Here is a 25,465-nt window from a genome sequence, read left to right on the forward strand (position 1 = left end):
AGTCAAGGCTGCAGCCGAATGGCTCCCAGTTTCATCTGGCCTGACAAGGTCTGGTTTGCCAAAGCCGGATCCGCCGCATGGATAAACAACGCCAGCTGACCGAGCTCTCCACCGCTAAAACACTGCTGCTGATTACAAAACTTCTGTAACTCAAGCGTCACGTCCTGGCCTTGTCTGAACTCAGTTCCGGGCTGCATGGGCCATTGACTGAGATCCAGACTGTAGTAATAAGCTTTACCTGCACTGTAAAGCTCCAACGCCAGACGCTGCATCTTTTGATCGGGCTGCAGATAGAAGCTCAGCTTCCGGTCCGCCGACAGTGGTACTGCTTGCTCTGGCATATACCTTAAGCCCGTATGGCCAGCTGGATGCAACTTGTACTTCGCCAACAGCAGACAGTCTCTGGCTGCAGCACAAAGCGCCTCAACCTTTACACCATCCCCTGTCCCTGCGATCAGTTGCTGTAAGCGCTGCGAAAAACCTCTGGACCAATTGGGATCAAACAGCAGTTTGGCATCAGGCTTCGGCTGAGCCGGCAGCAGAGGTAGTTTTTCAGTTAAACGCTGGCCGTTTTTCAGCTCGGCATGGAACTCCAGCTGCAAGGGGACTTGCTGAAACGACAGCTGATCCAATGGCAGCTCTGTGGTCCAGTACCACTTTTGTTGCTGCAAAGGCCAGCTTTTACCCTGAGCTCGCACTGTTACTTGTTTAACGGCTTGCGCCGATTGCACCTTCAGTTGCACCAATACCTTGTGTTGTACAGGCTGCCAGGCCAAAGGCGACATCAACACCAGTTGTTCAGCCGCAGGGGCCACATCGACTTCTTGCTGATACAAAGTAGCAGGCACCTTATCTGCCAGAAGCAGATAAGGTTGGGTCGCAAAAGCTTTAAAATCATCGACCCGCACTGCTGGCTCAGACGACAGAGGAACATAACTATGCTCAGCACTAAAATTAGCCCAGGTCATCATATAAACCAGTTGTGAAGCTAAAGGATCAGCCTGCAAAGCCTGCAACAAAGGCAGATAAAAAGCTGCTGAGGCTTTGTTGGGTTCGCCCTGGCCAAATTCGGTTAACGCTGCGACTTTGCCCCTTTCTTTGGCAAATTCCACCAAAGTCCGACAGGTGGCAACCACAGACTGGATCCAACTTTGGGTATCACCAGCTTGATAGTCGTCAAAACCCAGCACATCGACATAAGCATCGCCCGGATAACGTTCGTTAAAGGCGGCTTTATCACCGGCAAAACCCGAAGCTGGTGAATAGGCATATAAAAAATTGTGTACACCTCTCTCCAGCTTTAAGTAATCCACAATAAAGCGATACAAAGCTTTGTATTGTTCAGGACTGCTTTGTGCTGCCCCCCACCAGAACCAGCTGCCGGTGTTTTCGTGCAGAATACGGAAGATCACCGGAATGGAGCTGCCATCATCGGCTTTTAGCTGATGAGCCCAATCAGCCACCTGATCCAGCTCGGCTTTAAATTTCTGATGAAAACTGCCACCCGGCAGTATCTGTGCCACTGCAGGTTGGGTGTCCCAAAAGTTGCCTCCTGTGACAGGGTTATAAAAGTGAGTACTGATGGTAATAATGCCACCTGAACTGTATGCGGCTTTGACTGCAGCGCTGATATCCCCTTCAGGTTTTGGCTGAATAATAGATAAGGTATCCCAGCCATAAATAGCAGGCATCTGCCCTGTTAAGCTGGCTATATCAGACTGGGCTTTGGGATTAAGCTTTTTGCTCAGCACCCTGGTACTGGCGTGCTGTTGGCCAAATAAAATACCTTTGCCCTGCTGTTGATGCAAATACTGTAGCAAAGAGCGAGCTTCTGCTGTCAGTTCCGGGTCAACAGCTGTTAAAGGTGCGGCTAACACAGGCAAGGCAAAACTCAGCAGAACAGCTGCGAATAGATTTTTGAGCTTCATAGATGATCCTGAAAACAGATGCGCCACGACCAGGGAGAGGACGGCCGCAGCACATCTTAAAAAGGCGATGGGCACTGTGCCCATCGGTTTATCAGTTTGCAGTTACAGGCGGGCACGCACACCTAAAGTGATACGACGCTCTTGCACTGACATAGAGTGGAACTGGCTTTCAAACTGAGCATAACTGCGCTGATTGGTTTCAGTTAAGTTAGTGCCCTGCAGATAGACAGTCAGATGCTGGTTTGGATCGTAGTTGATGGAAGCATCCAGATAGCCTGCATCTTTGGCCCAGTTGCCCAGACTAATAGGCGCTTCGTTGGTATTTAAACCAACACGGCCATTAAACTGTTTGCTACGCCAGTTGTAAGCCACACGGGTACTGAAAGGGCCTGCCTGATACCACAGTACAGCGTTGTACTGATGCTTGGAGTTGGACTGCAGCGGGAAAGGATTCCCCTCCAAATCTCTGTCGGTTGATTCACTGTCTGAGTAGGTATAGTTCAGCTCAGAGCCTAAGCCATTAAAAGGTTCAGGCAAGAAGTTGTACGACTGCTTATAGCCCAGTTCAAAACCTTTCAGATCCGAAGCCCCGACATTTTTTGTTGTCCAGACGTTCACACTGCGGCGTATTACACCATCCGAATCGGCGTACTGGCGCTGCTCCTGTAAAGTCTCAGTTGCGCTTTTTACGTCGATCAGGAAAATACCAGCACCTAAAATACCACCTTCGGCAAAATACCATTCTGCCGAACTGTTGTAGTTAACAGCGCGCCATGGTTTCACGTTTGGATTACCCTGATCGTTACCACCACCAGCGCTGGTGACTACCCGCTCAGTGCCATCTTCGTCTGTGACTGTGTATTCCTGATACCACAGAGTCAAACCTTCACCAACGTTAATTAAATCGTTACGGCTCATGGTCTTAGCGTAGGAAAAACGCACTACTACGTCGTCATGTGGGAAGAAGTTGATATTGGCCGAAGGCAAATAGTCGGTAAAATCAATCTCCGTCACTTTAGTGCCGGTTGATTTAAATACGGCGTTCCAGGATTGACTGCCATTAGCTCCACCACCAAAATGGTTCCCTGCTTCATAATACAAAGGCACTTCACTTTGTACTACGGTACGGTCAGTACGCACCACTTGCAGGCCTAAATTACCAGAATAAGGGATACCCCAAATTCCGATGGCATTGTCAAAATTGCCCTGGAAATAAGCTGAAGTGGCGCGTTCTTCCACGTTGTAGGCTTTGGCCGGGTCGTTAAATTTCTGTGCGCCAGGGTAAACAAAGTCCATAAACTGGGCCAGATTATCCAGTGACTTAGGATCTAAACCAGCCACCCCGGATTCAAAGCCTTGAAAAGGGCCAAAATCTGTGTAGGAAATCAGCTGACTTTGTAAATCAGTCGCCGCAGGCAGGCCCAGATTGGCATCGCCTTTAAAATCACGCCAGTCAGGGTAACGTTGCCATACCTGGTCGCCCGGTAACATCTGGTACCATAAATCCGGATCAACAGACGGATCAGACCAGGTGGAATAACGGGCTGTAGGGGTCAGATAATCATAGCGGGTGGTATCCACATCACGGGTTCCGACTCTGGCACCAAATTCAAAGGAACTGAAATCGCCCAGCTCATACTCGTATTTACCATCAGCGCGGAAAGCATCCATAGTGGCTTCATCTTTAATACCGTAAGCATAAGCCTGATACAGATTAAGCCTGTCGACACCAGATAAATCATCGGTATAGCTAAAGGTTGGGTATTCAGGCCTGTAATCCACTGTGACAAGAAAAGGGTCTCTTGGGTCGTTTTGGCCATTATTATCGGCATCTATCCAATACCAGGCCGGTGTACCTTGCTGGAAAGTAGCGTCTTCGTAGACTTTTTCTGCTGTGGCATACACATAACGTACTGAACCAGTGAAAGGGCCACCATCATCAAAATTCAGCTGCAGATTGGTATTAGTTGCATCTGTATGGTTCTGACGACTACGGGTTGTTGCCTGAAAATCCGGCGCTTCAATCACTGCAACCTGCAAAGAATGCAGCACCCGATCCGGCGCACCGTCAATACCTGGTACAGTTGCTTCTTCAGTCAGTACTGAGCCTGGTCTTAATACATCGTAGTTTGAGTTGTTACTGCCGTTAAACTGAGTTTCAATGCCCCGGTCAAACTGATCCATTTTGGTGTAAAACACATCAGCACTGGCTGTCCAGCTGGCATTCAGGACTTTTTGCAAAGAACCGGCAAAACCTTTTCTTTCACGCTCCATCACATAAGCTTTGACACCATAACCGGCAGGCACCAGAAATCTGTCATTGACAGTGTTGCCATTGTCATTCAAATCTGTTGGATCACCACCGGCATTAGGCCAGGCCATACGTGAGTCTTCGTACATCTGATAGTTGGCAGAGTTACTGTTTGAATTAAAAGCCGCCAGCGTAAAACCAATATCGCCATTGTTGAAACCAACAAAGGCGTTGGCATCATGGTTGTCTTTTTCGGTGATCGAGCCTCTTGAGCCTTCCAGGCCAGCAGATGCAGTCCAGCCTTGCGACATTTCCAGAGGTTTACGGGTTTTTAAATCCACCACACCGGAAATACCGCCCGCTATCATCGAAGCAGACATAGATTTGTGTACATCCACTGAGGAAATCATCGCGGATGGAATATCTGAGTAGTTGGCCTGCACATTGGTAATAGACCAGGGGCTTAGAAACTGCTCGCCGTTCAGCGTCGTCAGAACCTGCGGCATACCACGCACGTTTAAACTGGAGCCTTCACCTGCGGTTCTGTCAATTTGCACACCGGTAATACGCTGTAAAGAGTCGGCAATAGTGGCATCAGGTAACTTACCTATATCTTCTGCAACTATAGAGTCCACTATGTTGCTGGCAGCCCTTTTGACATCAATGGCAGCTTCCTGAGCGCGACGTATGCCTTTGACGGTAATAATTTCGATTTCTTTATCGGATTTTTTGTTGTCGGATGCTGTAGTGGCATCATCCTGCGTTTGGCTGTTTTGTTGCGCCTGAGCTACAGATAACGCCAGCGCACAACTTACCGCCAATAGCGAAAGCTTCAGCGGTAATTTAGCTGATGTGTTCATTTGTTCCACCCTTATCTTACTGTTTTTATGATTATTTTAAGTGTCAGATAATGCCGGCGAGCCCCAAGACGCCTGTCATCCTTCACCCTGTTGTTGGCTTTGTTATGGTCTTTCGCTTCTGTAACAGCGCTATTGTCCCATTTTGGTGCGGCACAGCTTATAAATGCACCAGAATAAAAATATAACCGGTTACATTTTCATGCAAGTGTTAATAAGAAATAAATCTGTAACCAAAATGAGAGTTAACCAAAGAAAAAATCAGGTTAAAGCCTGAATCATATAGATTTATAGCCAAATAATGCCACAACAGGCATTCGACTAAAGTCTAGGTCACAGTCTGCAAAAAACGCTGATGAAACTGGTTACAGCAGTATTCAATTAAACCACCTATAGATAAGGAAAAAATTCGGGTACAGATAAACCACAGTGACAGCTTCGACAACAAGCTTCATATTCCGCCAGACCGATTCAGTTCACCCACAGTTTCTGTTAAACTCCACCGCGCCTTTTTTCAGCCACAGAAGAAATGAAGATGACTCTTGCAACTCAGGTCCTGGCGGTCAACGACGACTTGCCTATTCGTACAGATTTACCTGTTCATTCAGGTAAAGTCCGCAGTGTGTACTGGCTGACTGCCGCTGACAGCGAGCGGTTAATCCGGGAAAAAAATTACCCTGTAGCACCAGACACGCCGCTGGCCATTATGGTGATCAGCGACCGCATCTCCGCTTTTGACTGCATCTGGCATGGCGAAAATGGCTTAAACGGTGTGCCTGGCAAAGGCGCAGCATTAAACGCCATATCGAATCACTGGTTTGCCTTGTTTAAACAACATGGCCTGGCCGACAGCCATATTCTGGATATTCCGCACCCGCTGGTGTGGATAGTGCAAAAAGCCCGTCCGCTGAAAATTGAAGCCATAGCCCGCCAATACATTACCGGCTCTATGTGGCGTGCTTACAGCAAAGGTGAACGTGAATTCTGTGGTATTACCCTGCCTGAAGGCCTGCAAAAAGATCAAAAACTACCGGAGATTTTAATTACTCCGTCCACCAAAGGTATTCTGACGGGCTTAGCCGGTGTGCCGGAAGCGGACGATGTAAACATCTCCCGTGCCGATATTGAACGCCATAGCGCAGCTTTTGGTTTTGAACAGTTATCCGATATCAGCCTATATGAAACCCTTTTAAAACAAGGTTTTGGCGTAATCAGCGACGCTTTGGCTGCACTGGATCAGATGTTTGTTGATACCAAATTTGAATTTGGTTATGTCAACGACGCCAATGGCAACAGCAAACTGATTTATATGGACGAAGTGGGCACACCAGACAGCTCACGGATATGGGATGGCGCCAGCTGGCGCAATGGCAGCATTGTCGAGCAATCGAAAGAAGGCTTCCGTCAGTGGCTTTTGAGCAACTTCCCGGATCCGGATATTTTATTAAATAAAGACCGGATGCCAGAGCGTGCAGCACTGGCACGCGACAACGCCCTGCCCACTGACGTAATGATGGATATTTCCCGTACTTACCTGGGTATAGCGGAAAAAGTCACAGGCCGTAAAATTGAATTAGCCGCCAACCCTAAAGCCGAAATTATTGAGGTGTTAGGTCGCGACTATGGTTTGATAGCGGAATAAGCTTTTAAGTACAAAGGCTCTATTGCAATGCCAGTCCCGTGACTGGCATTGTTGTATCTGAAGCACGCAAAACCTTGTATTGAATGGAGATACCGGATGATCCGCCAAGCAACCTCAGCAGATGCAGCAGCCATTGCAGCTATTTATAACCACTATGTACTCAATACCAGCGTCACTTTTGAAGAGCAGGCAGTGAGTACCGAACAGATGGCGGAGCGTATTGGCTTAGTGCAAACCGATGGCTTGCCCTGGTTGGTGCTGGAAAAAAACGGTGAAGTGCTGGGTTATGCCTATGCTACGAAATGGCGGGTCCGCTCGGCGTATCGTTTTTCCGCTGAATGTACTGTCTATGTCAAAGAGGGCTTGTCTGGTCAGGGTGTCGGCAGTCAGCTGTATCAGCAGCTATTGGCAGAATTAAAAGCTTTGGGTATCCATTTGGCTATAGGTGGCATTACTTTACCCAATGCACAAAGTGTGGCGCTGCATGAAAAATTTGGCTTTGAGAAATGCGGTCACTTTCAACAAGTTGGCTTTAAGTTTGAGCAGTGGCGCGATGTCGGCTACTGGCAGAAGTTGCTTTAGTACTGCAAATCTCAAACATAAAGTTAGGTTTATCTCTGCCCCCTGTTCTGTGACTTGCCTAAAACTAGGCCGGGTGGAATTCCATATCTGAAACAACCCCAAGTATGACTGACTACTTAGCAGATCAAGATTCGCATTTTTGTTCTGCACTGGGTATGGTGGTGCCATCAAATTTCTCCACCGGACCATAAAATGAAAAGCTGTTTCCCTTTGCTGTTATGTCTTTTGCCTGTGATGATGCCTCCTCTGCTACTTGCCGAAGAAGCTGTATCAAACCAACCTGCATTAGAAGCCTTATGGCATACCAAAGATTTGCGTGTGCCTGAGTCTGTGCTTTGGCACCAGCAGCAACACAACGGCAAAACCGATACTGTGTTGTTTGTGTCGGAAATTGATGGTCAGGGCAGTGCAGTCGATGGAGTTGGTGGTGTGGCGCTTTTAAATTCAGACGGCACAATACGTAATAAAGACTGGCTCAGAGGTTTGAATGCACCTAAAGGTTTGGCGGTGTATCAGGGCAAACTTTATATAGCTGATTTAACTGAAGTGGTGATTGTGGATATAGCGTCTGCCAAAATACTGAATAAAATCAAAGCGCCCGATTCGGTGTTTTTAAATGATGTGACTGTTGATGACAAAGGTGTGGTTTATATCTCTGACACCCGTAAAAACCGGATTTATAAGCTGGAACAAAACCAGATCAGCATCTGGCTGGATAATGTAGAAGCGGCCAACGGTTTAAAAGTGGTTGGGGAACAGCTGTATATCGCAGCTGGCGATAAACTGCTGAAGCTTGATTTAACCGACAACAGCAAAAACATCAGGCAAGTTGCTAGAGGTTTTGCTGAGCGGGCTGATGGTCTGGAGCCTGTCGGCAATGGCGATTTTATTGTCAGCTGCTGGGCGGGTTTGGTGTATTACGTGTCAGCCGATGGTCGTATCAAAGAGTTGCTGGACACCAGAACCTTAAAACTGAATACCGCCGATATTGGCTGGGATCAGGCGACTAACACTTTATATATCCCCACTTTTTTAGGTAACTCGGTACAAGCCTATAAGCTAAGTTATTAACAGGAAACTTTAAAACTCCACAATAACTTTTCCGGCAAAAATCTTTTGACTGGAGCCGTCCTCTTGCATGCTTTTAATACCCTGTTTGATGGCGGCCTCCAGCTCCGGACAATTACAGTGGCTGGACAGGCCCATATAGACAGGCTGAGGTTTTACCAACGCCTTGGGGAAGATTATATCCTTTAATTCAGCAGCTAACTCAGGATGGTCTTTCAATACAGCCTGTACCTGAGTCGCAGGTAACAAAGCGGCATCTATGCGTTGCTTCGCAGCCATTTGCAAAGCGGTTAACACTGAATCCACCTGCACCAGTTGTCTTTTTTTCATGCCATCCAGCACTATTTGAATTTCTGGCGCTACTTTGTAAGTTCTGATGGTTGCAAGCGTCATAGTGGCCAGTTGACCAGGTGTGTCCAGCCGCAGGTTTTTACTACTGGCGTAATAAACTCTGTCCGGCCAGCGGGTCGCGAATTGGATGTAATGAATATCAGCCCGTCCCTCGCCTGTTTTGAGAATATTGATCATTAAATCAGTTTCTCCGTTGGCCATTTGCGCAAAACAGCGTGCGAATGGTGTTTCTTCGCTTGGAACCAAAGTAAAGTTGGCTCTGCGGGCTAATTCCTGCAAATACAGTACCGACAGCCCTTCCGGCTGTTTTGTCACCGCATTAAAGCCATAAAAACCCGGAAAAGTGCCCAGACACCAGCGCAGTTGTGGCTTAGCTTCTGCAGGATTAAACAGTGAAATAAAAAGGGCCAGCCATAACAACCTGTACATCATCCTGCACTCCCCCAAACAAATCATCTAAAGAGTTTATGTGCGCCAGCGCAGATTTTCATCCGTTCTATGCTTTTTGCTCAAAGCCGCTGAATTTTTCGTTTTTAGCCCAACTGAACTCTGTTTCGACCCATAGCTTTAGCCTGATACAAAGCCTGATCGGCCCTTTTCAGGATAGAGTCTTCATCGTCCTGCGCATGGTATTCGGTGACGCCAAAACTGATGGTAAAGGCAGGCAATTCCGGCTCGTCGAGGCTGGCGATATATTGTCTCAGCATTTCTGCCAATTGGCAGGCCGCTTCGGCTTTTTGTTGTGGTAATAAAATCACAAACTCTTCACCACCCAAGCGGAACAAACTATCGGTTTTGCGTAAGCGGCGGCTGATATGGTCTGTTAAAGATTGCAGTACTTTGTCGCCGGTATGGTGACCAAACTGATCGTTCACTTTTTTAAAAAAATCCACATCCAAAAGCGCAATACTGAAGACGCTGCCACGTTCCGCCAGGCTCAGTTCCATGCGAAGTTGTTCATCCCATTTATGCCGGTTAAAGGCGCCTGTTAATTTATCCCGGGTTGCCAGCACCAGCAGTTGTTGCTCTATTTCCTGCCTGTTGCTGATTTCCTGTGATAACCGCTGCACCATCATTTTCAAGTCGTGCTCAAGCTCTGTCAGCTCATCCTGATGTTCAGGCTGGTGAAAGACCGGGCTGGTGATAGGCTCACCCTGTTCAATCGAATGCTGCACATTTTTAATTTCGGCCTGAATACGACCAATACGCAAACGGAAAATCTGCAGAATGTAAAAGGTCAGGTACAAGCCAATAACAAAAGCACAAAAACCCAGGCCAGTATTGACCAGCATAAATTCGTTTTCGTGTTTGTCGGTATAACGGCTGGCTTCGAGCGTCAGCTTTTCCATATGCCGTAAAATAGCCACAATACTTTGATCTAAACTGGCCGCTTCATCTTCAAACTGCCGCCATTGCTGCTCTGAGGTATGGCCTTGTTGTAACGCCAGTTTCAGCTGCTGTTCAAAGCTGTCACTTTGCTGATGAAACTGTTCAATACTGGCCAGAATTTGCTGATGTTCAGCCGCAGCAAAACGAACCTGATGTTGCAGTAAACTTTTATTCAACACCCGCTCGGCTTTCGCCAGTATCAGTTTCAGGCCATCACGTTGCGCTGCAAAGGCCTGTTCGGGTTTCAATGCAACTTTGGCCTGCTCACCTTTTAAACGAAATTGTTCAATCAGCAAATGCTGTTTTAACTGCATCATTTCCAGCTCGCTGACCATTTCTGTCAGCGGCACATCAATTTCTGCCACTTCGTGCATTTCAGCATCGATCAGTTTGAGCTTGTAGATGGAATAGATAATGACGACAAATAAAAAGGACAGCAGTACCACCAGTAGACCACTGATTTTTCGCTGTAACGATGCATTAAACCATTGTTGCATAAAAGGAACCCGCTTCAAGCCTGAGGCCATGCCTGCTATAGGCAATGGTAGTGCAGTATCTGTGAAGTGTCTGCTTTATACCAGATCATCAGCGATAAAATGGGGTCAGATCACATTGTTAACCGTTAACAATGTGATCTGACCCCATTTTTACTTTTAAGTTTTTCTAAAATTCACCAAGCGGTATAAAGCCGGCAGTACCAGCAAGGTCAACAAGGTGGAGCTGATAATGCCACCTATCACCACTGTGGCTAAAGGCCGCTGAATTTCAGCTCCTGTGCCTGCATTAAACGCCATAGGCACAAAACCTAAACTGGCGACCAAAGCAGTCATCAGCACAGGCCTTAACCTCGACATAGCGCCTTGTTCCAGTGCGACCAAAAGCTCCAAACCCTGATCACGCAGCTGGCGGATAAAACTGACCAGCACTATGCCATTCAGCACTGCTATACCAGACAAGGCTATAAAACCTACGGCAGCTGAGATCGACAATGGCATATCACGAAGCAACAAGGCAAAGACTCCTCCTGTCAGGGCCAGCGGTACACCGCTGAATACCACTAAGGTGTCCCGCACTGAATTTAATGCGCCATACAACAGACCAATGATCAGCAGCAAGGTTAACGGCACCACTATGCTTAAACGCTCCGTTGCTGACTGCAACTGCTTAAAGGTACCGCCATAATCCAGCCAGTAGCCATCAGGCAAGGGCAAATCCTGCATACGTTGCTGCACTTCGGCGATAAAACTGCCCAAGTCACGGTCTGTCACATTGGCGGTTACCACCACATTACGTTTACCACTTTCCCTGTTGATTTGGTTGGGGCCTGTGATTTCGGCAATAGTGGCGATTTCACCTAATGGCACATAACGTAATTCAGGCGAATCATCGACTGGTAAGGTCACAGGAATACGCGCCAAAGCCGCCGGGTCTTGCCGTAGTTCTTCCGGCAAACGCAGCACTAACTTAAAGCGTTTATCGCCTTCATACATCAGCCCAACCTGACGGCCACCAATAGCGGTTTGGATCAGTTGCTGCATTTGCGCGACGTCCATACCCACTAAAGCCAAATGGTCACGTTGCGGTTCTATTGAAAGCAGCGGCAAACCTGCTGACTGCTCCATGCGGGCATCTTCAGCGCCCGGCACAGCAGCAAGCACAGCAGCAACCTGCTCACCCACTTCGGCCAGCACATCTAAATCATCACCATAAACCCGCACCGCCACATCAGTGCGAACCCCTGCGATCAGCTCGTTAAAGCGCATTTCTATGGGCTGGGTAAACTCGTATTTATTACCAGGAATTTGCTCCACCAAAGCCCGTAACTCATCCTCAAACAGGGCTTTGCTTTTCGCCGGATTGGGCCAGTCCTGCTGGTTTTTCATAATGATAAAAGTATCGGCGACATTAGGTGGCATAGGGTCTGTCGCCACTTCAGGTGTGCCAATTTTTGAGAACACCCTTGCTACTTCAGGCAAAGTGGCAATATCCGCTTCGAGCTGCATTTGCATTTGTACCGACTGACTCAGGCTGGTACCGGGAATACGCAAAGCATGCATGGCTATATCGCCCTCATCCAGTTGAGGTAAAAACTCCGAGCCCATTTTACTGGCCGACCATAAAGCGCTGGTCAGCAGCAGTATCGCAACAGCTGATACCAACAAAGGTGTTTTTATCGACAGTGCCAGTAAAGGTTTATAGGCTCTGCGCAAAGCCAGCATTAAGGCGTTTTCTTTTTCCGAAATTTTGCCACTGACAAACAAGGCAATAGAGGCCGGAATAAAGGTAATAGCCAGTACTAAAGCTCCTAACAAGGCTGCTATGACAGTAAAGGCCATAGGCTGGAACATTTTGCCTTCGACGCCACTTAAGGCAAAAATTGGCAGGTACACCAGCATAATAATAAAAACCCCAAACATAGCGGGTGTCATGACTTCTTTAGTGGCATCAAGCACTACTGCAGAACGCTCTTTTAAGTTAAGTAAACGGCCTTGCTGATGCTGAGCTAAACCTAGTTGGCGTAAGCAGTTTTCGACCACTATGACGGAGCCATCGACAATCAGGCCAAAATCTATCGCGCCTAAACTCATCAGGTTGCCGCTCATTTTATTGGCCGCCATACCACTGATGGCAAACAGCATACTCAGTGGGATCACTAGTGCTGTTAACAAAGCTGCCCTAACATTACCGAGAAACAAAAACAGGATCACCACCACCAGCACAGCACCTTCCAGCAGGTTGGTTTCCACTGTTTGAATGGTTTTATCCACTAAGGTAGTGCGGTTGTAATTGGCTTCAGCTATTACACCTGAGGGCAGGCGCAGATTGATTTCATCAAGGCGACTGGCGACTTGCTGCGATACAGTGCGGCTATTTTGCCCCACCAACATCATCACTGTGCCCAGCACCACTTCGTTGCCATCTTGAGTAGCGGCTCCGGTGCGAAGTTGTTTGCCTATCGCTACATCAGCTACATCTTTTACCCGAACCGGGCCATCGTCGCGTTTGGCAATCACTAGTTGGCTGATGTCCTCCAAGGATTTCAGCTGGCCTGGCGATCGGATCAGCCACTGCTCGCCGTTGCGCTCAATATAACCAGCGCCAACATTGCTGTTGTTTTGCTCCAGCGCTTGCGCCAAATCATCCAGCGTCAGTTTAAAGGCCAGTAGTTTGACTAAATCAGGCGACACCTGATATTCGCGGACATAACCACCAATGGTATTAATTTCAGTAACACCCGGCACTTTGAGCAGCTGCGGCCGTATGACCCAGTCCTGAATAGTGCGTAAATCCTCAGGGTTATAGGCAGAGCCATCAGCTTTTTTAGCATCGGGTACGGCTTTGACTGTATAGGAAAAAATCTCACCAAGGCCTGAGACTATGGGCCCCATTTCCGGATCTACATCAGCTGGCAGTTCGTTTCTGACGTTTTGCAGCCGCTCAGCCACTTGTTGTCTGGCCCAATAAATATCTGTGCCTTCAGTAAAAACGACTGTGACTTGTGACAAACCATAACGGGATAAAGAACGGGTGTACTCCAGTTGCGGCAAGCCCGCCATCGCTGTTTCAATGGCATAAGTAACTCGCTGTTCGGTTTCCTGCGGCGAAAAACCTTCAGCTGCAGTATTAATTTGTACCTGCACATTGGTGATATCAGGCACAGCATCCACCGGTAAACGGGAGGCTTGCCAAAGACCAGCAGCTGCCAATAACAGCGTCAGCAGCATGATCAGCACCGGCCTTGCCAGCGCTGTTTTTAATAGGGTATTTATCATCAGAAGCTCCTAGTGATCATGGCTGGCGCCAGACTTCATCACGTCGGCTTTGAGGATAAAACTGTTGCTCGTAGCGTACTGCACACCCAGCGGCACACCGGATAAGACTTCAACTTGCGTATCGTCGGCGCGACCTAGTTCAGGCATACGGATTTCAAACACATCCCCTACTTTGATAAAAATCACCGTTTTGCCATTCCATAACTGCAAGGCTGATTTTTTGATCACTAAAGCTGCATCCACTGTCGCCACTGTAACATCGGTTTTGACATGCATGCCTGGCCGCCAATGGCCGTCTGGATTGGCTAACACACCGCGGGCGCGTGCTATATGACCGCCCGTCATTTGCGGAGCTATGTAGCTGATTTGACTGGCTGCAGATTGATGGCCATGTAAATCTTTTACCAAAAACTCCTGCCCTAACTTCAGTTGTTCTGTGTCCGAAGGGAAAGCCGACATCTCGATATAAACCGATGAAAAATCGCTGATTTCTACTATCGGCTGCTCTGAAACTTTGACGCCCACACTGACATATTTAGCAGTTACTTCACCTGATGCAGGCGCAAAAACAGAGTAGTTTTTTAAGCTCACCGGATTTTGCACTGTGGCAAGTAACTGACCTTTAGTGACTTTATCGCCAACTTTGACCGCCAGTTGTTGCACCACACCTGCATACGCAGCTCCGACTTGATACTGCTGCTCCGGCACAGGCGCTACGACGCCAAATAAATGCAGCTGAGTATGAATTTGCCCTGGCTGGGTTTGCTCCAGTTCTATACCGGCTTTTTCAACAGAGCGCGCTGATAACTCAGTGCGACCTTCAAAAGAATCGTAATGCCATTCGAAGTTTTTGCCCTGATAACTGGCGTTGATTTCCACTTCAAAGGAATGAGGTTCACGGATCACTGTATCCCCCAGCCAATAATCCAGTTCAGGGCTGAAGTTAATCAGTTCTGCTGGCTCGCCTAAACGCTGCAAAGTCACCTGCAGTTTTAGCTCCGGGGTTTTGATTGGCTCGCCGTTTTGATACAGATACACACGCAATTCTGGCTCTACTTCGGTTTCGTAAATAGTCACTTCCAGCGCAAAGTCATCCTGGGTTAGTAAGCGCCCGCCATGTGGGCCTTTGGCGGCTTCTGCATGCTGATGTTCAGCCTGTTCTTCGTTATGCTCATCACCATGGACATGGACGATAGCGGTAAAACTAAGGCTGATAGCCAGCATTAAAACAGAGATAAATCGGAAAAAATTCATTGAGATAACTCCTGTTGTGGAGGGAGATCGGAAAGAGTGTGCTGCTTGGTCAAAGCTTCCGGACCATTCACCACCATAGGTAAACCGGTCAGGCGTTCCAGTTCTAACAGCTGCAAATGCAGAGCGTATTGCAGGTCAATCACGTTGCGTTTGGCCAACAAAATCTCCTGCTGCGCTGAGAGTAAGTCGGTCATATCAAACACAGCTTGCTGATAACCAACCAACATTTGATCCAGTACTTTTTGCGCAAGCGGGATAATGGCTTTTTGGTAATCGCCGATCTGCTCACTGAATTGAGTCAGCTGCAGATGGGTACGCTCTGTTTGCAATTGCAGTTGCTGCATGTTTTGTTGCTGCTGCAGCTCGGCTTGTTCGGCCAAGGCTTCGCTGGACAGAATGGCGCCCTGATTCGGATTTTCCAACGCCAACGGCATACTGACCTGCAGCACAAAAGCATTGTCGTTGCTTTGCTCATTGCGGCGTAGTCCTGCGCCCAAAGTTAAATCAGCCTGGCCTAAAGCTTTGGCCAGCTGCAACTGACTATCCAGCAACCTGTTTTGCGTCAGCCACCATTGCAGCTGCGGGGCTTGTTGCAGTTGCGTCAGTACATCAGCGAGTTGAGGCAAAGTGGGAAGCACAGTTAAATCACCAGATACCGCATCAAAGTCAGGCTGCTCTGACCAATGACTGGCCAGCAGACGCAGGTTCACCAGCTTTTCGGCCAACAGACTTTTCTGCTCCATCCGGCTTTGCAGTACTTTTAGTTCCAGCCTGGTGATATCGGCATCTGTCACATTGCCCGCTTTAGCGCGTTGTTTGGCGGCTTCAAGTGCTTGTTGCTCAGTGGCAATTTTTTGCTCTGTCCACTTAAGCAGCGCTTGCTGATGCAACAACTGCAAAAAGCTGCGCATAGTGGCCGCCAGCGCATCCACTTTATCCAGCTGGTATTGCTGCTCTGTTAATTTGCTTTGCCATTGGGTCAGATCAAGCCGTTTCTGACGTTTATCACCCAATTCAATCAATTGGCTCAGGCTTAAGGTCAGTTCGGCGCTTTTAACACCAGCGCTTTCGCCCGTACCCAGCACATCGGCAAGTTCCAGCTGAAGTTCAGGGTTAGGCCGCATTCCGGCACTGATAGCAGCTGCATCATTGATACGCTGCTGATAGGGATACAATTGCAAGCCTGGGCTTTGCACCACTGTGCGTTTTAACGCTTCGGCAAGGCTAAGTTCTGTCGCCTGGGCAGGAATACCCCACAGCAACATAATGGCCAGTAGCATAAAAGCCACATGGCTGGTTTTTATAGTCATAACTACATCCAATAAATTATTGAAATAAAATAGAAAATCTAATTTTTAAATCAATATTTACTGATTAGGTGGCGGTACTGGCGGGCTATAAGTGGTGGTAATTAAAGCGTACTGAGCTAAAGCTGACGCCTTATGCACAGCAGGAGCTGCAGATACCGAATAAAGTTCGGCTATATAGCAGGCAACATGAGCATGAGTAGGGTGATGGTCGTCGTTATGTGCAGCCTGGTGTTCTGCAGCATCCTCTGCGCTTTCGTCGGCGCTTGCTTCAACAGCACAGTGCTGATGTTCAGTGTGACTGGAACTGTCCAGCACAGAAAACGGATGATTCTCCGCTGGTAAATGCATAACAATGCTCTCACAGGCCGAAACGGCGTGATTCAGCATAATCAGCATTAGCAACACAAAGCGGAGAATGGGTTTTGGCATAAAGCCCTCGATAAGAATTGTTCTCATCATAGCCTATAGGCCTTCAGTAACTCAAGCCCAGGGTCAGAGCTTCAGCTCTGACCCTCCAGATACGAAGGCATAACAGCACAGCTTATCTGTGTAATTGCCCCGCTCGTTCTGGCTGGTAAACAAGCTGAAGCACCTGGATAGGCTGTATCTCACCATCCGGCATAGGCCAATGAATTTGGTCGCCTTCACTAAGGCCCAGTAAAGCTGAACCTACAGGCGCCAACACTGAAACTTTATCGCCAGCTGCATCCAGATCCTTTGGATAGACCAGTGTAAGGCATGATTCTTCGCCAGTTTTCAGTAAGCGTAACCGCACTGTGGAATTCATAGTGACGACATCAGCGGGCATAGCTGCAGGCTCCACCACAGCGCCACGTTCCAGCTCCTGTTCAAGCTGCAGGCGGGCTGGATCTTTGGCTGGCAAGCGGCTTAACAGTTGATCTAACCTGTCCAGATCCAAACTGGACAATACTATTTTTGGTAAAGCGAGTTCTGGTAAAGCCTGTTTAGCTAGGGTTTGACTCATGGTTTTCTCCTGTACAGAAGGATGGAAAGCCGGTGGTTGTTTCACCGACATCAGGTCACACAACATAAATCTCAAGGTGCGGCGAAATAGCGTTACTTCGGCCACTTCGCCAACATTTTTGCCAAGCAAAGCTGCGCCTAAAGGCGACAACACTGAAACAAAACCCTGCTCTGGTTGCTCTTGCTGCGGATAAACCAGAGTCAGCCAGACTTCGGTTTGATCAGATAAATCCAGCAAACGCGCCGAACAGCCCGGCAACATACCGGTTTCGCTTAAAGGTTTGCGTTTGCTTTTTGCAGTCGATTCCAGTTGCAGCAGAAGCTGTTGTAATTGCCAGGGAGGCAGCGGCTGAATAGCCGAACTTGCCATAAAAAATACAGCCGACACATCGGTTTTACCCGATGCATTTTTGGTAAACATAGTCATTCCATACTCCGGAATTTATATAGTCAGAAAATCAGGGGATATAAAAACCTGCCGACCCCATAAAGATGGAGCCGGCTCAGGAATGGAAGACGGTAAAAAAAGCTGCGTGATAAGACGGCGACTTTATTGCTGTTTTGAACAAAATAACCTCCGTCTTGTTGCAAGGGAAAAAAGGGAATTCGATTGCGGACACCATATAGCATTTAGCGGTAAAACTCAAAACTAAACCCCTTCATCACTGGCGGACGGCATACAACTGAAATTTTCTGTTATTGAACAATAGATTGCAGCTCATCTGTATATTTGTTGTGCTAATCTGAAACCAATACAACAGAAAGGGATATCAAGGATGGAACGACAATGGCAGGTATTGGTAATTGATGATTTTGCCCCTATGCGAAATACCATCAGATCTGGATTGGAACAAAGTGGGTTGTACAACGTTTTTGTCTTGTCCAGTACCAATCAGATCTGGCCTTTGCTGGAAAATGAAAAAATTGACTTGGTGATCTGTGATATCAATATACCAGGCCAAAGTGGTTTGGAATTATTGGAAATGGTTCGCGGGCATCACCAATACAGCAACTTGCCTTTTATGCTGATGACAGGAGATGGCAGCAAACAAATCGTTGCCCAAGCCATAGCTTTAAGAGTCAATGATTTTGTTGTCAAACCTTTTACACTGAACCTGCTGAAAGAACGTGTCACCAGTGTGTTGCAGCGTAAAAGCAGAGCCCCTTTGGCTTCAGCTCAACTACCTGACCAGCAGTTAACTGAAGCAACTATTCCTTTTATCAACGCTAAACCGACAATTTTGGTCGTAGATGACGAACCAACCAACCTTGAATTGCTCTTTAATCTGCTCAAGGACCATTACAATATTAAAGTCGCAAACAATGGCAAAAAAGCACTAAGTATTGTGTCCTCTGACTCCCCACCGGATTTGATCCTGTTGGATATCATGATGCCGGATATGGACGGTTATGAAGTCTGCGAAACCCTGATGAATAATACCAGCCATGATATTCCGGTGATTTTTGTCTCTGCAAAAACTGAAGTGGCAGATGTGACCAAAGGATTTGCGTTGGGAGCTGTAGATTACGTGTTCAAACCTCTGCAGCCAGAAATTCTTCAGGCACGGATCCGAACTCAGCTGGCTCTGCGTGATGCGAGGGTTCAATTGCGACGCACCATAGATGCGCTGTTGGAAAACGCACGGATTAAACAAGATATGGAACACATCACCCAACACGATGTGAAAAGTCCGTTGAGCAGCCTACTAATGCAACTCACCTTATTGTTAGAAGACCCGCAGCTGGCAGCTCAATACAAAGAGCAACTCAGCCAGATGCGCCGCTCTGCGCAAATGGCCTTAGGGCTGGTGGGTCAAGGTACTGATTTGCTAAAAATGGAAAATGGCACTTACCAGTTACAAGCCGAACCCGTTGAGGTAGAACCTTTACTGAAGCAGGTTCAGCTTGATTTGTCTGAACAGATCCAGCAAAAACATCTGCAAATTAGCTTTAAATTTTTTGTCAAAAACCCTGTAGTGAAAGGCGAAGAACAACTTTGCTATTTTATTTTCAGTAACTTACTTAAAAATGCAGTGGAAGCAGCCCCTGCCCGCAGCGAAGTCATGATCAGTGTTGAAGAGTTGCACGACTCTGTCACCATCCGATTTTACAATGAAGGCGCAGTACCAGAGGGGATACGTGAGTCTTTGTTTGATAAGTATGTCACCAGCGGCAAAGAGGAAGGCACCGGCCTTGGCAGCTACTCAGCCCGCATGATGACTTTGGTACAAAATGGTGATGTCAGTTTTAAAGTGCTGAATAACGCTAAAACTGTATTCACCGTATCACTGCCACGAATCACATCATCCCATTAAACGCTACGGAGCTGGCGGCTATGACCCATACTTTCGATTCAAAAAAAACCATACTGGTGGTGGACGACACACCTGATAATCTGGCACTTATTTTTGCCCTGCTCAACCCTTACTACAAAGTAAAAATAGCCAACAGCGGCGAAAAAGCCTTGCAGTTGATCACCCAAGGAGAGCGGCCTGATCTGATACTGCTGGACATTATGATGCCAGGAATGGATGGGTATCAGGTGCTGTCTCATATCAAAAGTATGCAGGACGCTGAGCTGTTACCCGTGATCTTCCTGACCGCTATGAATAGCAATGAGGATGAAGAAAAAGGTCTGCAACTGGGCGCCGTGGATTACATCACCAAACCCATCAGCCCTCCTTTGTTACTGGCCAGGGTCAAAAACCACCTACAACTGAAAACTCAGTCTGATTGGTTACGTGATCAGAATGCCTATCTGGACAATGAAGTAAAGTTAAGAACTGCTGAAGTGATGGCCATCCAGGACGTCACTATTCTCGCTATGGCTTCACTGGCTGAAACCCGCGACAACGAAACCGGCAATCATATCCGCCGCACTCAGAATTATGTCAAAGCACTGGCTTTACAACTGCAGCAGCATCCAAGATTCAACCAGTACCTGACGGATCAGCAGATTGAAATTTTGTATAAGTCTGCGCCACTGCACGATATTGGCAAAGTCGGCATACCCGATCGGATCCTGCTCAAACCAGGTAAGTTTACCCCTGACGAATTTGAAATCATGAAAACACATGCGGTGCTGGGTTATAACGCTATTGCTCATGCCGAACAGCAACTGAGTACCCCGGTAGATTTCTTATCCTGTGCCAAAGAGATAGCGCTAAGCCATCAGGAAAAGTGGGATGGCTCAGGGTATCCCCATGCGCTCAAAGGGGATGAAATTCCGGTTTCGGCCCGTCTAATGGCCGTAGCAGATGTCTATGACGCGCTGATCAGCCGCAGAGTTTATAAAGAAGGTATGCCACACGAAAAAGCAGTCTCTATTATTCGGGATGGTCGTGGCCAGCATTTTGACCCTGATATCACGGATGCATTTCTGGCCATTCATGAAGAATTTTATGCCATTGCCACCCGGTTTGGTGACAGTGATAAAGAACTAGAGGACAAAGCTGCCACACTGGCAAAATTTGCCCCGCCTTCAGATAAGCAACAGGATTAGGCGAATGAATCAATTACTTCATATTCTTGAACGTCAAAGCCTGTCAGCCAGACTGGCGTTTGGTTTAAGTGCCATGCTTTTGATGATGCTGGCATTCGGCCTGAATAATTTGTACAACATCCGTGTGATGAACGATCAGCTCGACAAACTCTATAACAATGAACTGCAATCCATTTATTTAAGTAAAGACAGTGAGTTAAACCTGGCCATCATCGATCATCAGGTTGAACATCTGGCCCATAAGCAAGATCTGCTGATACGGCAGCAGGCGATGAACACCATTGCCCGTTCTGATACAAAATTAACAGCGGACATCAATGAATTAAGGCAAAGAGTCGTAAATCCTAAGTCTGGTATTCTGCTGGATGAGTTTCAGGAGTTTTATCAGCAATACAAACTGCAATTGGATCAGGCACTGTACGGCCAACAACAACAGTTTAAAATTCTGGTCGATAGTGCTGATTTTCAATCAAAATGGGATCAAGCGCATAAAGCGCTATCGCTGCACAGTGAATTAAAACGGCAGATCGCCGCAGAAACTTTACGGAATGCTGAAGCATTAGCCAGCCAATCGACCTGGATTACGGTTGTAGGGTTACTCACAGCTATGCTGGCAGGTGCAGTGGTGGCAGCTTTGTTAACCCGCTCAATCAACGCCCCGTCTCAGCGACTGGAGAAACGAGTACAACAACTGACCGAAGGCCAACACGAAGTTGAAGTTCCTCATACCGACTACCCGAACGAAATTGGCCGGCTGGCGCGTTGTGTTGATCAGTTACGCCATGTGGTTTCTGAGATGACCACTCAGCGCTGGGTAAAAACCAATCTGGCGCAGCTGTCCTCCAGTTTGCAGCAAGTGACGACCTATCAGGAATTGTCAGAAAATTTTCTGATGCAGCTCGGCCCAATGCTGGAATTGGGACATGCCGTTTATTATGTCTGCGATGATTCTGGCCAGACGCTGAAACTGGCGGGTAGTTATGCCTTTAAAGAACGTAAGCAACTTAAACAGGTTATTGCTGTAGGGGACGGCATACTGGGGCAAGTGGCGATAGACAAGCAGCCTATAATCCTCACTGATGCGCCTGAAGATTATATCCAGATCAGTTCCGGATTGGGCCAGGCTAAAGCTCCTCACCTCGCTGTCTATCCGGTGATCCGTAATGGCCGCCTGATGGCTGTGCTGGAAATGGCCAGTTTTCATCATTTTACTGAACGTCAGCTTTCGTTACTGGAAGGCGCATTACCGCTGTTGGCAATGAGTCTGGAAATTATGGAGCGCACGCTGAAAACCAAAGACTTACTGCTGGAAAGTCAGCAGCAAGCACTGGCGTTACAAGAAAAATCGGCATTGCTTGCCACACAAACTGCTGAGCTAGAAAGGCAGCAAACGGAATTAAAAGTCACGGAACAATGGTACAGAGACATTATTAAATCCGCGCCTGATGGCTTGCTGGTCTGTGATGCACAAGGGATCATTGTTCTGGCGAATCCGCAGGTTGCCGCCATGTTTGGCTACACAGAAGATGAGCTGCAAGGACAGCAGCTGGATGTGCTGGTCCCTGATGCGATCAGACCAAAACACCCTCAACTCAGAGAGAGTTATATTGCGACAGGAACCACCCGTCAAATGGCTGGTCGTGAAGTGCACGGCCGCTGTAAAGATGGCAGTGAAATTTCGGTGGATGTCAGTCTGGCGAAACTCACAGCCCTTGATGGTTTAGGTGCTTGTGTGTGCGCTTCAGTGCGTGATGTCACTGAACGTAAAGCGGCAGAACAAAAACTACAGTTGGCCTTTTCCGAATTAGAAAAATCTCAGGCTTTGGTACAGGCTGTACTGGATAATTCCCCAACTGATATCTACGTTAAAAATCTGCAGGGCCAATTCCTGCTCATCAATAAATCATTTTCTAATTTCCTGACTAACCGATTAAATATTGAACCAGAAAGCCTGATTGGGCATCGTCTGGACGACTTTTTTGAAAACGAACTGACAAGCTGGATGAGTGAGACAGACCAGCAAACACTAGAAGCCGGTCAACTGATGGAGTTTGAATACAGTTATGGTCAGGGTGAACTCAGTGAAAGCAGGCAACTGCTGAAATTCCCGCTACAAACCTCAGAAGGTGATGCATTTGCCCTTTGTGTGATAGGACAGGACACTTCTGAGCGTAAACGTATGCAACTGCAAATGATGCGAGCCCGCGATGCAGCTGAAGCCGCGACCAAAGCCAAAAGTGATTTCCTGGCCAATATGAGCCACGAAATCCGCACACCTATGAATGCCATTATTGGTATGTCACATTTGGCACTGCAAACTGAACTGGATAAAAAACAGCGCAACTACATTGAAAAAGTGCATAAAGCATCGGAAAACCTGCTGGGGATCATCAATGACATTCTTGATTTCTCCAAAATTGAAGCAGGCAAACTGAATCTGGAACACATTCCGTTCCGGCTTGAAGATGTGCTGGAGAACTTTGCCAATCTGGTAGGGATGAATGCGGACAACAAAGCGCTTGAACTGCTATTTGACCTTGAACCGGATTTACAGACGGCATTAGTCGGAGATCCGCTGCGACTGGGACAAGTGCTGGTTAATCTGGGTAATAATGCGGTGAAGTTTACCGAACATGGCGAGATAGTGGTGGGTGTCCGTACTTTGCAGGCCAGTCAGAATCAGGTGCGCTTGCATTTCTGGATCCGTGATACAGGCATTGGCATGAACGAAGAGCAATGTGCCCGATTATTTCAGTCTTTCTCTCAGGCTGATAGCTCAACCACTCGAAAATATGGTGGCACAGGGTTGGGTTTGGCTATTTCTAAAAATCTGATCGAGATGATGGATGGCCAGATCTGGGTCGATAGCCGCGTAGGTGAAGGTTCCTGCTTTCATTTTGAAGTGAATTTATCGCCACAAACTGACCCTGTGGTTAAACGTATGCTCAGAGCGGATGAGCTGACCAATGTGCGGGCTTTAGTGGTCGATGACAACGCTATGGCCCGTGAAATTCTGGTCGCCATGAGCCAGCATTTTGGTCTGGCTACCGAAATGGCCGAAGACGGAACCGCAGGGCTGGCAGCGATAGCCCGTGCTTATCAGCAAGGCCGGCCTTTTGACATCGTACTGATGGATTGGAAAATGCCAGGACTTGACGGTATTGAGACCATACAGCAACTGCAAAGTAGTTATGAAAAGACCCCGGCTATTGTGATGGTGACAGCCTTCGGCAGGGAAGATGCTCAGCTCAAAGCGGAACAGGTTGGTGTTCATTTGCCTTTTGTGTTGAGCAAACCTGTGACTCCCTCCACTTTATTGGAAGCCATTGGCCATGCCCTTGGTAAATCAAATCTGGTGGAAACCCGCCAACATCAGCTCAATGACATAGCGGCAGACAGCACCAGACAACTGCAGGCTAAAAAAGTGTTGTTGGTGGAAGACAATGAAATGAATCAGGAACTGGCTCTGGAACTGTTACAGCAAGCTGGTATCACTGTGGTATTGGCTGAAAATGGTGCTGTGGCAGTGGATTTATTGCGGCGCGACAGCAGCTTTGACGGTGTATTGATGGACTGCCAGATGCCGGTATTAGATGGTTATGAAGCAACCCGGCTCATTCGCAACGAACTGGGCCTGACCAGTTTGCCAATACTGGCAATGACAGCCAATGCGATGGAAGGTGACCGGCAACTGGCCTTAGCAGCGGGCATGAACGACCATATAGCTAAACCGCTGAATATCAGCACTATGTTCGCCACTATGGCAAAATGGTTTGCAAATTCAGAGGCGCCAGGCACGCAGAATGCAACCTCAGACGCAGAACCCCATAAAGTAGCAGATCTGCCGCAGATCAAAGGATTACATACCGACCATGGCCTGCGCTGCACCATGCATCAGCCTGAATTGTATCGTCGTATGCTGCGTAAATTTTCCTTATCCAACAAACAAATCACCACAGAAATGCAGGATAGCCTGCAGCAACAGGATTACAGCTTACTTGGTCGGCTGGCTCATACCTTAAAAGGCAATGCAGGCACTATAGGTGCGTTGGAAGTGGCTGATGCTGCTGCTGAGCTGGAACAGCAAGTGCAACTTGGTGAAGAGTTCTCGCGGATAAGCACTCAGATCCAACAGCTAGAAAATTTGCTCAACCCTATTTTACAAGGGCTAGACCAGTTTTTTGCTGATACTCCACAAAAAGCCAGCGCAGCTCAGTCTAATCATCCACCTTATGATTGGTCGGCTCAGCTACAAAAATTGCTCGCTTTGCTAGAACACTGCGATACATCGGCTATTGCGGAAGTAGATGCGCTGGAGAGTTTGCCATTGGCTACTGAACAGCTGCGGCATATGGATCAGTTAAAGCAGCTGATCTCAGGTTTTGAGTTTGAAAAAGCTGAACACCTGCTTCAAACCATACTGCAAGAGAATCGCAACTGAAACTATAAGACGCAAGGTGCAGCAAAAGCTGCTGCACTTCTGCCTTTTCGTCTCCGTTCTGGTCGGGTTAAATCCAGACTGCTATATCGCTTTGTGCCTTAGCCCACAGATCTGTGGTTAAAATCAGTCCATG

15 protein-coding genes and 1 pseudogene are annotated in these 25,465 nt (G+C 47.7%); 6 read left to right on the top strand and 10 right to left on the bottom strand.

The window, feature by feature from the left end; translation table 11 throughout:
• Positions 1–2: 2 nt before the first annotated feature.
• Both OM978_RS18775 and OM978_RS18780 read right to left on the bottom strand, forming a co-directional pair.
• Entirely contained in the window at positions 3–1,928 is a 1,926-nt protein-coding gene (locus tag OM978_RS18775) for a glycoside hydrolase family 26 protein (RefSeq protein ID WP_264343856.1), read from the bottom strand.
• A gap of 102 nt (positions 1,929–2,030) precedes the next feature.
• Positions 2,031–5,039, bottom strand: a complete 3,009-nt coding sequence (locus OM978_RS18780) for a TonB-dependent receptor (RefSeq protein WP_264343857.1) — start codon at positions 5,037–5,039, stop codon at positions 2,031–2,033.
• Positions 5,040–5,571: 532 nt separating this feature from the next.
• Here OM978_RS18780 and OM978_RS18785 point away from each other — a divergent pair.
• From OM978_RS18785 to OM978_RS18795, 3 genes are all read left to right on the top strand, one after another.
• Positions 5,572–6,678 (top strand): phosphoribosylaminoimidazolesuccinocarboxamide synthase, encoded by a 1,107-nt coding sequence (locus OM978_RS18785; RefSeq protein WP_264343858.1) that lies wholly within the window; start codon positions 5,572–5,574, stop codon positions 6,676–6,678.
• A 96-nt stretch (positions 6,679–6,774) separates the two neighbouring features.
• Positions 6,775–7,260: an arsinothricin resistance N-acetyltransferase ArsN1 family B gene (locus tag OM978_RS18790; protein ID WP_264343860.1), complete on the top strand. Its 486-nt coding sequence runs from the start codon at positions 6,775–6,777 to the stop codon at positions 7,258–7,260.
• A 192-nt stretch (positions 7,261–7,452) separates the two neighbouring features.
• Positions 7,453–8,331, top strand: coding sequence for an SMP-30/gluconolactonase/LRE family protein (locus OM978_RS18795; RefSeq protein ID WP_264343863.1), 879 nt, complete (start codon positions 7,453–7,455; stop codon positions 8,329–8,331).
• Positions 8,332–8,340: 9 nt separating this feature from the next.
• Here OM978_RS18795 and OM978_RS18800 read toward each other — a convergent pair whose 3' ends face one another.
• The 8 genes and pseudogenes from OM978_RS18800 to OM978_RS21475 form a co-directional block, all read right to left on the bottom strand.
• Entirely contained in the window at positions 8,341–9,111 is a 771-nt protein-coding gene (locus OM978_RS18800; protein WP_264343864.1) for a substrate-binding periplasmic protein, read from the bottom strand.
• Positions 9,112–9,212: 101 nt separating this feature from the next.
• A complete protein-coding gene (locus OM978_RS18805; RefSeq protein WP_264343865.1) occupies positions 9,213–10,565 on the bottom strand; it encodes a GGDEF domain-containing protein in 1,353 nt (450 codons plus the stop codon).
• A gap of 156 nt (positions 10,566–10,721) precedes the next feature.
• Positions 10,722–13,841, bottom strand: coding sequence for an efflux RND transporter permease subunit (locus tag OM978_RS18810; protein WP_264343866.1), 3,120 nt, complete (start codon positions 13,839–13,841; stop codon positions 10,722–10,724).
• Between the two features lie 9 nt (positions 13,842–13,850).
• The gene (locus OM978_RS18815) at positions 13,851–15,095 is read right to left on the bottom strand and encodes an efflux RND transporter periplasmic adaptor subunit (protein ID WP_264343868.1); all 1,245 of its coding nucleotides are present in this window, start codon (positions 15,093–15,095) and stop codon (positions 13,851–13,853) included.
• Complete coding sequence (locus OM978_RS18820; RefSeq protein WP_264343870.1) at positions 15,092–16,405, bottom strand: TolC family protein; 1,314 nt, start codon at positions 16,403–16,405, stop codon at positions 15,092–15,094. The genes OM978_RS18815 and OM978_RS18820 overlap by 4 nt, the downstream gene beginning before the upstream one ends.
• 57 nt (positions 16,406–16,462) lie before the next feature.
• Complete coding sequence (locus OM978_RS18825) at positions 16,463–16,864, bottom strand: cobalt transporter (RefSeq protein WP_264343872.1); 402 nt, start codon at positions 16,862–16,864, stop codon at positions 16,463–16,465.
• 82 nt (positions 16,865–16,946) lie between these two features.
• Entirely contained in the window at positions 16,947–17,390 is a 444-nt protein-coding gene (gene rnk / locus OM978_RS18830; protein WP_264346973.1) for a nucleoside diphosphate kinase regulator, read from the bottom strand.
• Positions 17,391–17,531: 141 nt separating this feature from the next.
• Positions 17,532–17,816, bottom strand: a pseudogene (locus OM978_RS21475) (hypothetical protein); the annotation flags it as partial.
• Between the two features lie 349 nt (positions 17,817–18,165).
• Here OM978_RS21475 and OM978_RS18840 point away from each other — a divergent pair.
• The 3 genes from OM978_RS18840 to OM978_RS18850 are packed head-to-tail and all read left to right on the top strand — an operon-like array spanning position 18,166 to position 25,332.
• Positions 18,166–19,704, top strand: a complete 1,539-nt coding sequence (locus OM978_RS18840; protein WP_264343874.1) for a response regulator — start codon at positions 18,166–18,168, stop codon at positions 19,702–19,704.
• Positions 19,705–19,724: 20 nt separating this feature from the next.
• On the top strand, positions 19,725–20,891 hold the full coding sequence (locus tag OM978_RS18845; protein WP_264343876.1) for a two-component system response regulator: 1,167 nt from the start codon (positions 19,725–19,727) through the stop codon (positions 20,889–20,891).
• A gap of 4 nt (positions 20,892–20,895) precedes the next feature.
• Positions 20,896–25,332 (top strand): response regulator, encoded by a 4,437-nt coding sequence (locus OM978_RS18850; RefSeq protein WP_264343878.1) that lies wholly within the window; start codon positions 20,896–20,898, stop codon positions 25,330–25,332.
• The last annotated feature ends 133 nt before the right edge of the window (positions 25,333–25,465 follow it).

Source organism: Rheinheimera sp. MM224, assembly GCF_947090785.1.
Classification (GTDB): domain Bacteria; phylum Pseudomonadota; class Gammaproteobacteria; order Enterobacterales; family Alteromonadaceae; genus Pararheinheimera.

Coding starts and splice junctions, on each gene's coding strand:
- OM978_RS18815 (WP_264343868.1), bottom strand. CDS start 15,095: ATGAATTTTTTCCGATTTATCTCTGTTTTAATGCTGGCTATCAGCCTT.
- OM978_RS18800 (WP_264343864.1), bottom strand. CDS start 9,111: ATGATGTACAGGTTGTTATGGCTGGCCCTTTTTATTTCACTGTTTAAT.
- OM978_RS18845 (WP_264343876.1), top strand. CDS start 19,725: ATGACCCATACTTTCGATTCAAAAAAAACCATACTGGTGGTGGACGAC.
- OM978_RS18850 (WP_264343878.1), top strand. CDS start 20,896: ATGAATCAATTACTTCATATTCTTGAACGTCAAAGCCTGTCAGCCAGA.
- OM978_RS18810 (WP_264343866.1), bottom strand. CDS start 13,841: ATGATAAATACCCTATTAAAAACAGCGCTGGCAAGGCCGGTGCTGATC.
- OM978_RS18785 (WP_264343858.1), top strand. CDS start 5,572: ATGACTCTTGCAACTCAGGTCCTGGCGGTCAACGACGACTTGCCTATT.
- OM978_RS18790 (WP_264343860.1), top strand. CDS start 6,775: ATGATCCGCCAAGCAACCTCAGCAGATGCAGCAGCCATTGCAGCTATT.
- OM978_RS18820 (WP_264343870.1), bottom strand. CDS start 16,405: ATGACTATAAAAACCAGCCATGTGGCTTTTATGCTACTGGCCATTATG.
- OM978_RS18780 (WP_264343857.1), bottom strand. CDS start 5,039: ATGAACACATCAGCTAAATTACCGCTGAAGCTTTCGCTATTGGCGGTA.
- rnk (WP_264346973.1), bottom strand. CDS start 17,390: ATGAGTCAAACCCTAGCTAAACAGGCTTTACCAGAACTCGCTTTACCA.
- OM978_RS18840 (WP_264343874.1), top strand. CDS start 18,166: ATGGAACGACAATGGCAGGTATTGGTAATTGATGATTTTGCCCCTATG.
- OM978_RS18825 (WP_264343872.1), bottom strand. CDS start 16,864: ATGATGAGAACAATTCTTATCGAGGGCTTTATGCCAAAACCCATTCTC.
- OM978_RS18805 (WP_264343865.1), bottom strand. CDS start 10,565: ATGCAACAATGGTTTAATGCATCGTTACAGCGAAAAATCAGTGGTCTA.
- OM978_RS18775 (WP_264343856.1), bottom strand. CDS start 1,928: ATGAAGCTCAAAAATCTATTCGCAGCTGTTCTGCTGAGTTTTGCCTTG.
- OM978_RS18795 (WP_264343863.1), top strand. CDS start 7,453: ATGAAAAGCTGTTTCCCTTTGCTGTTATGTCTTTTGCCTGTGATGATG.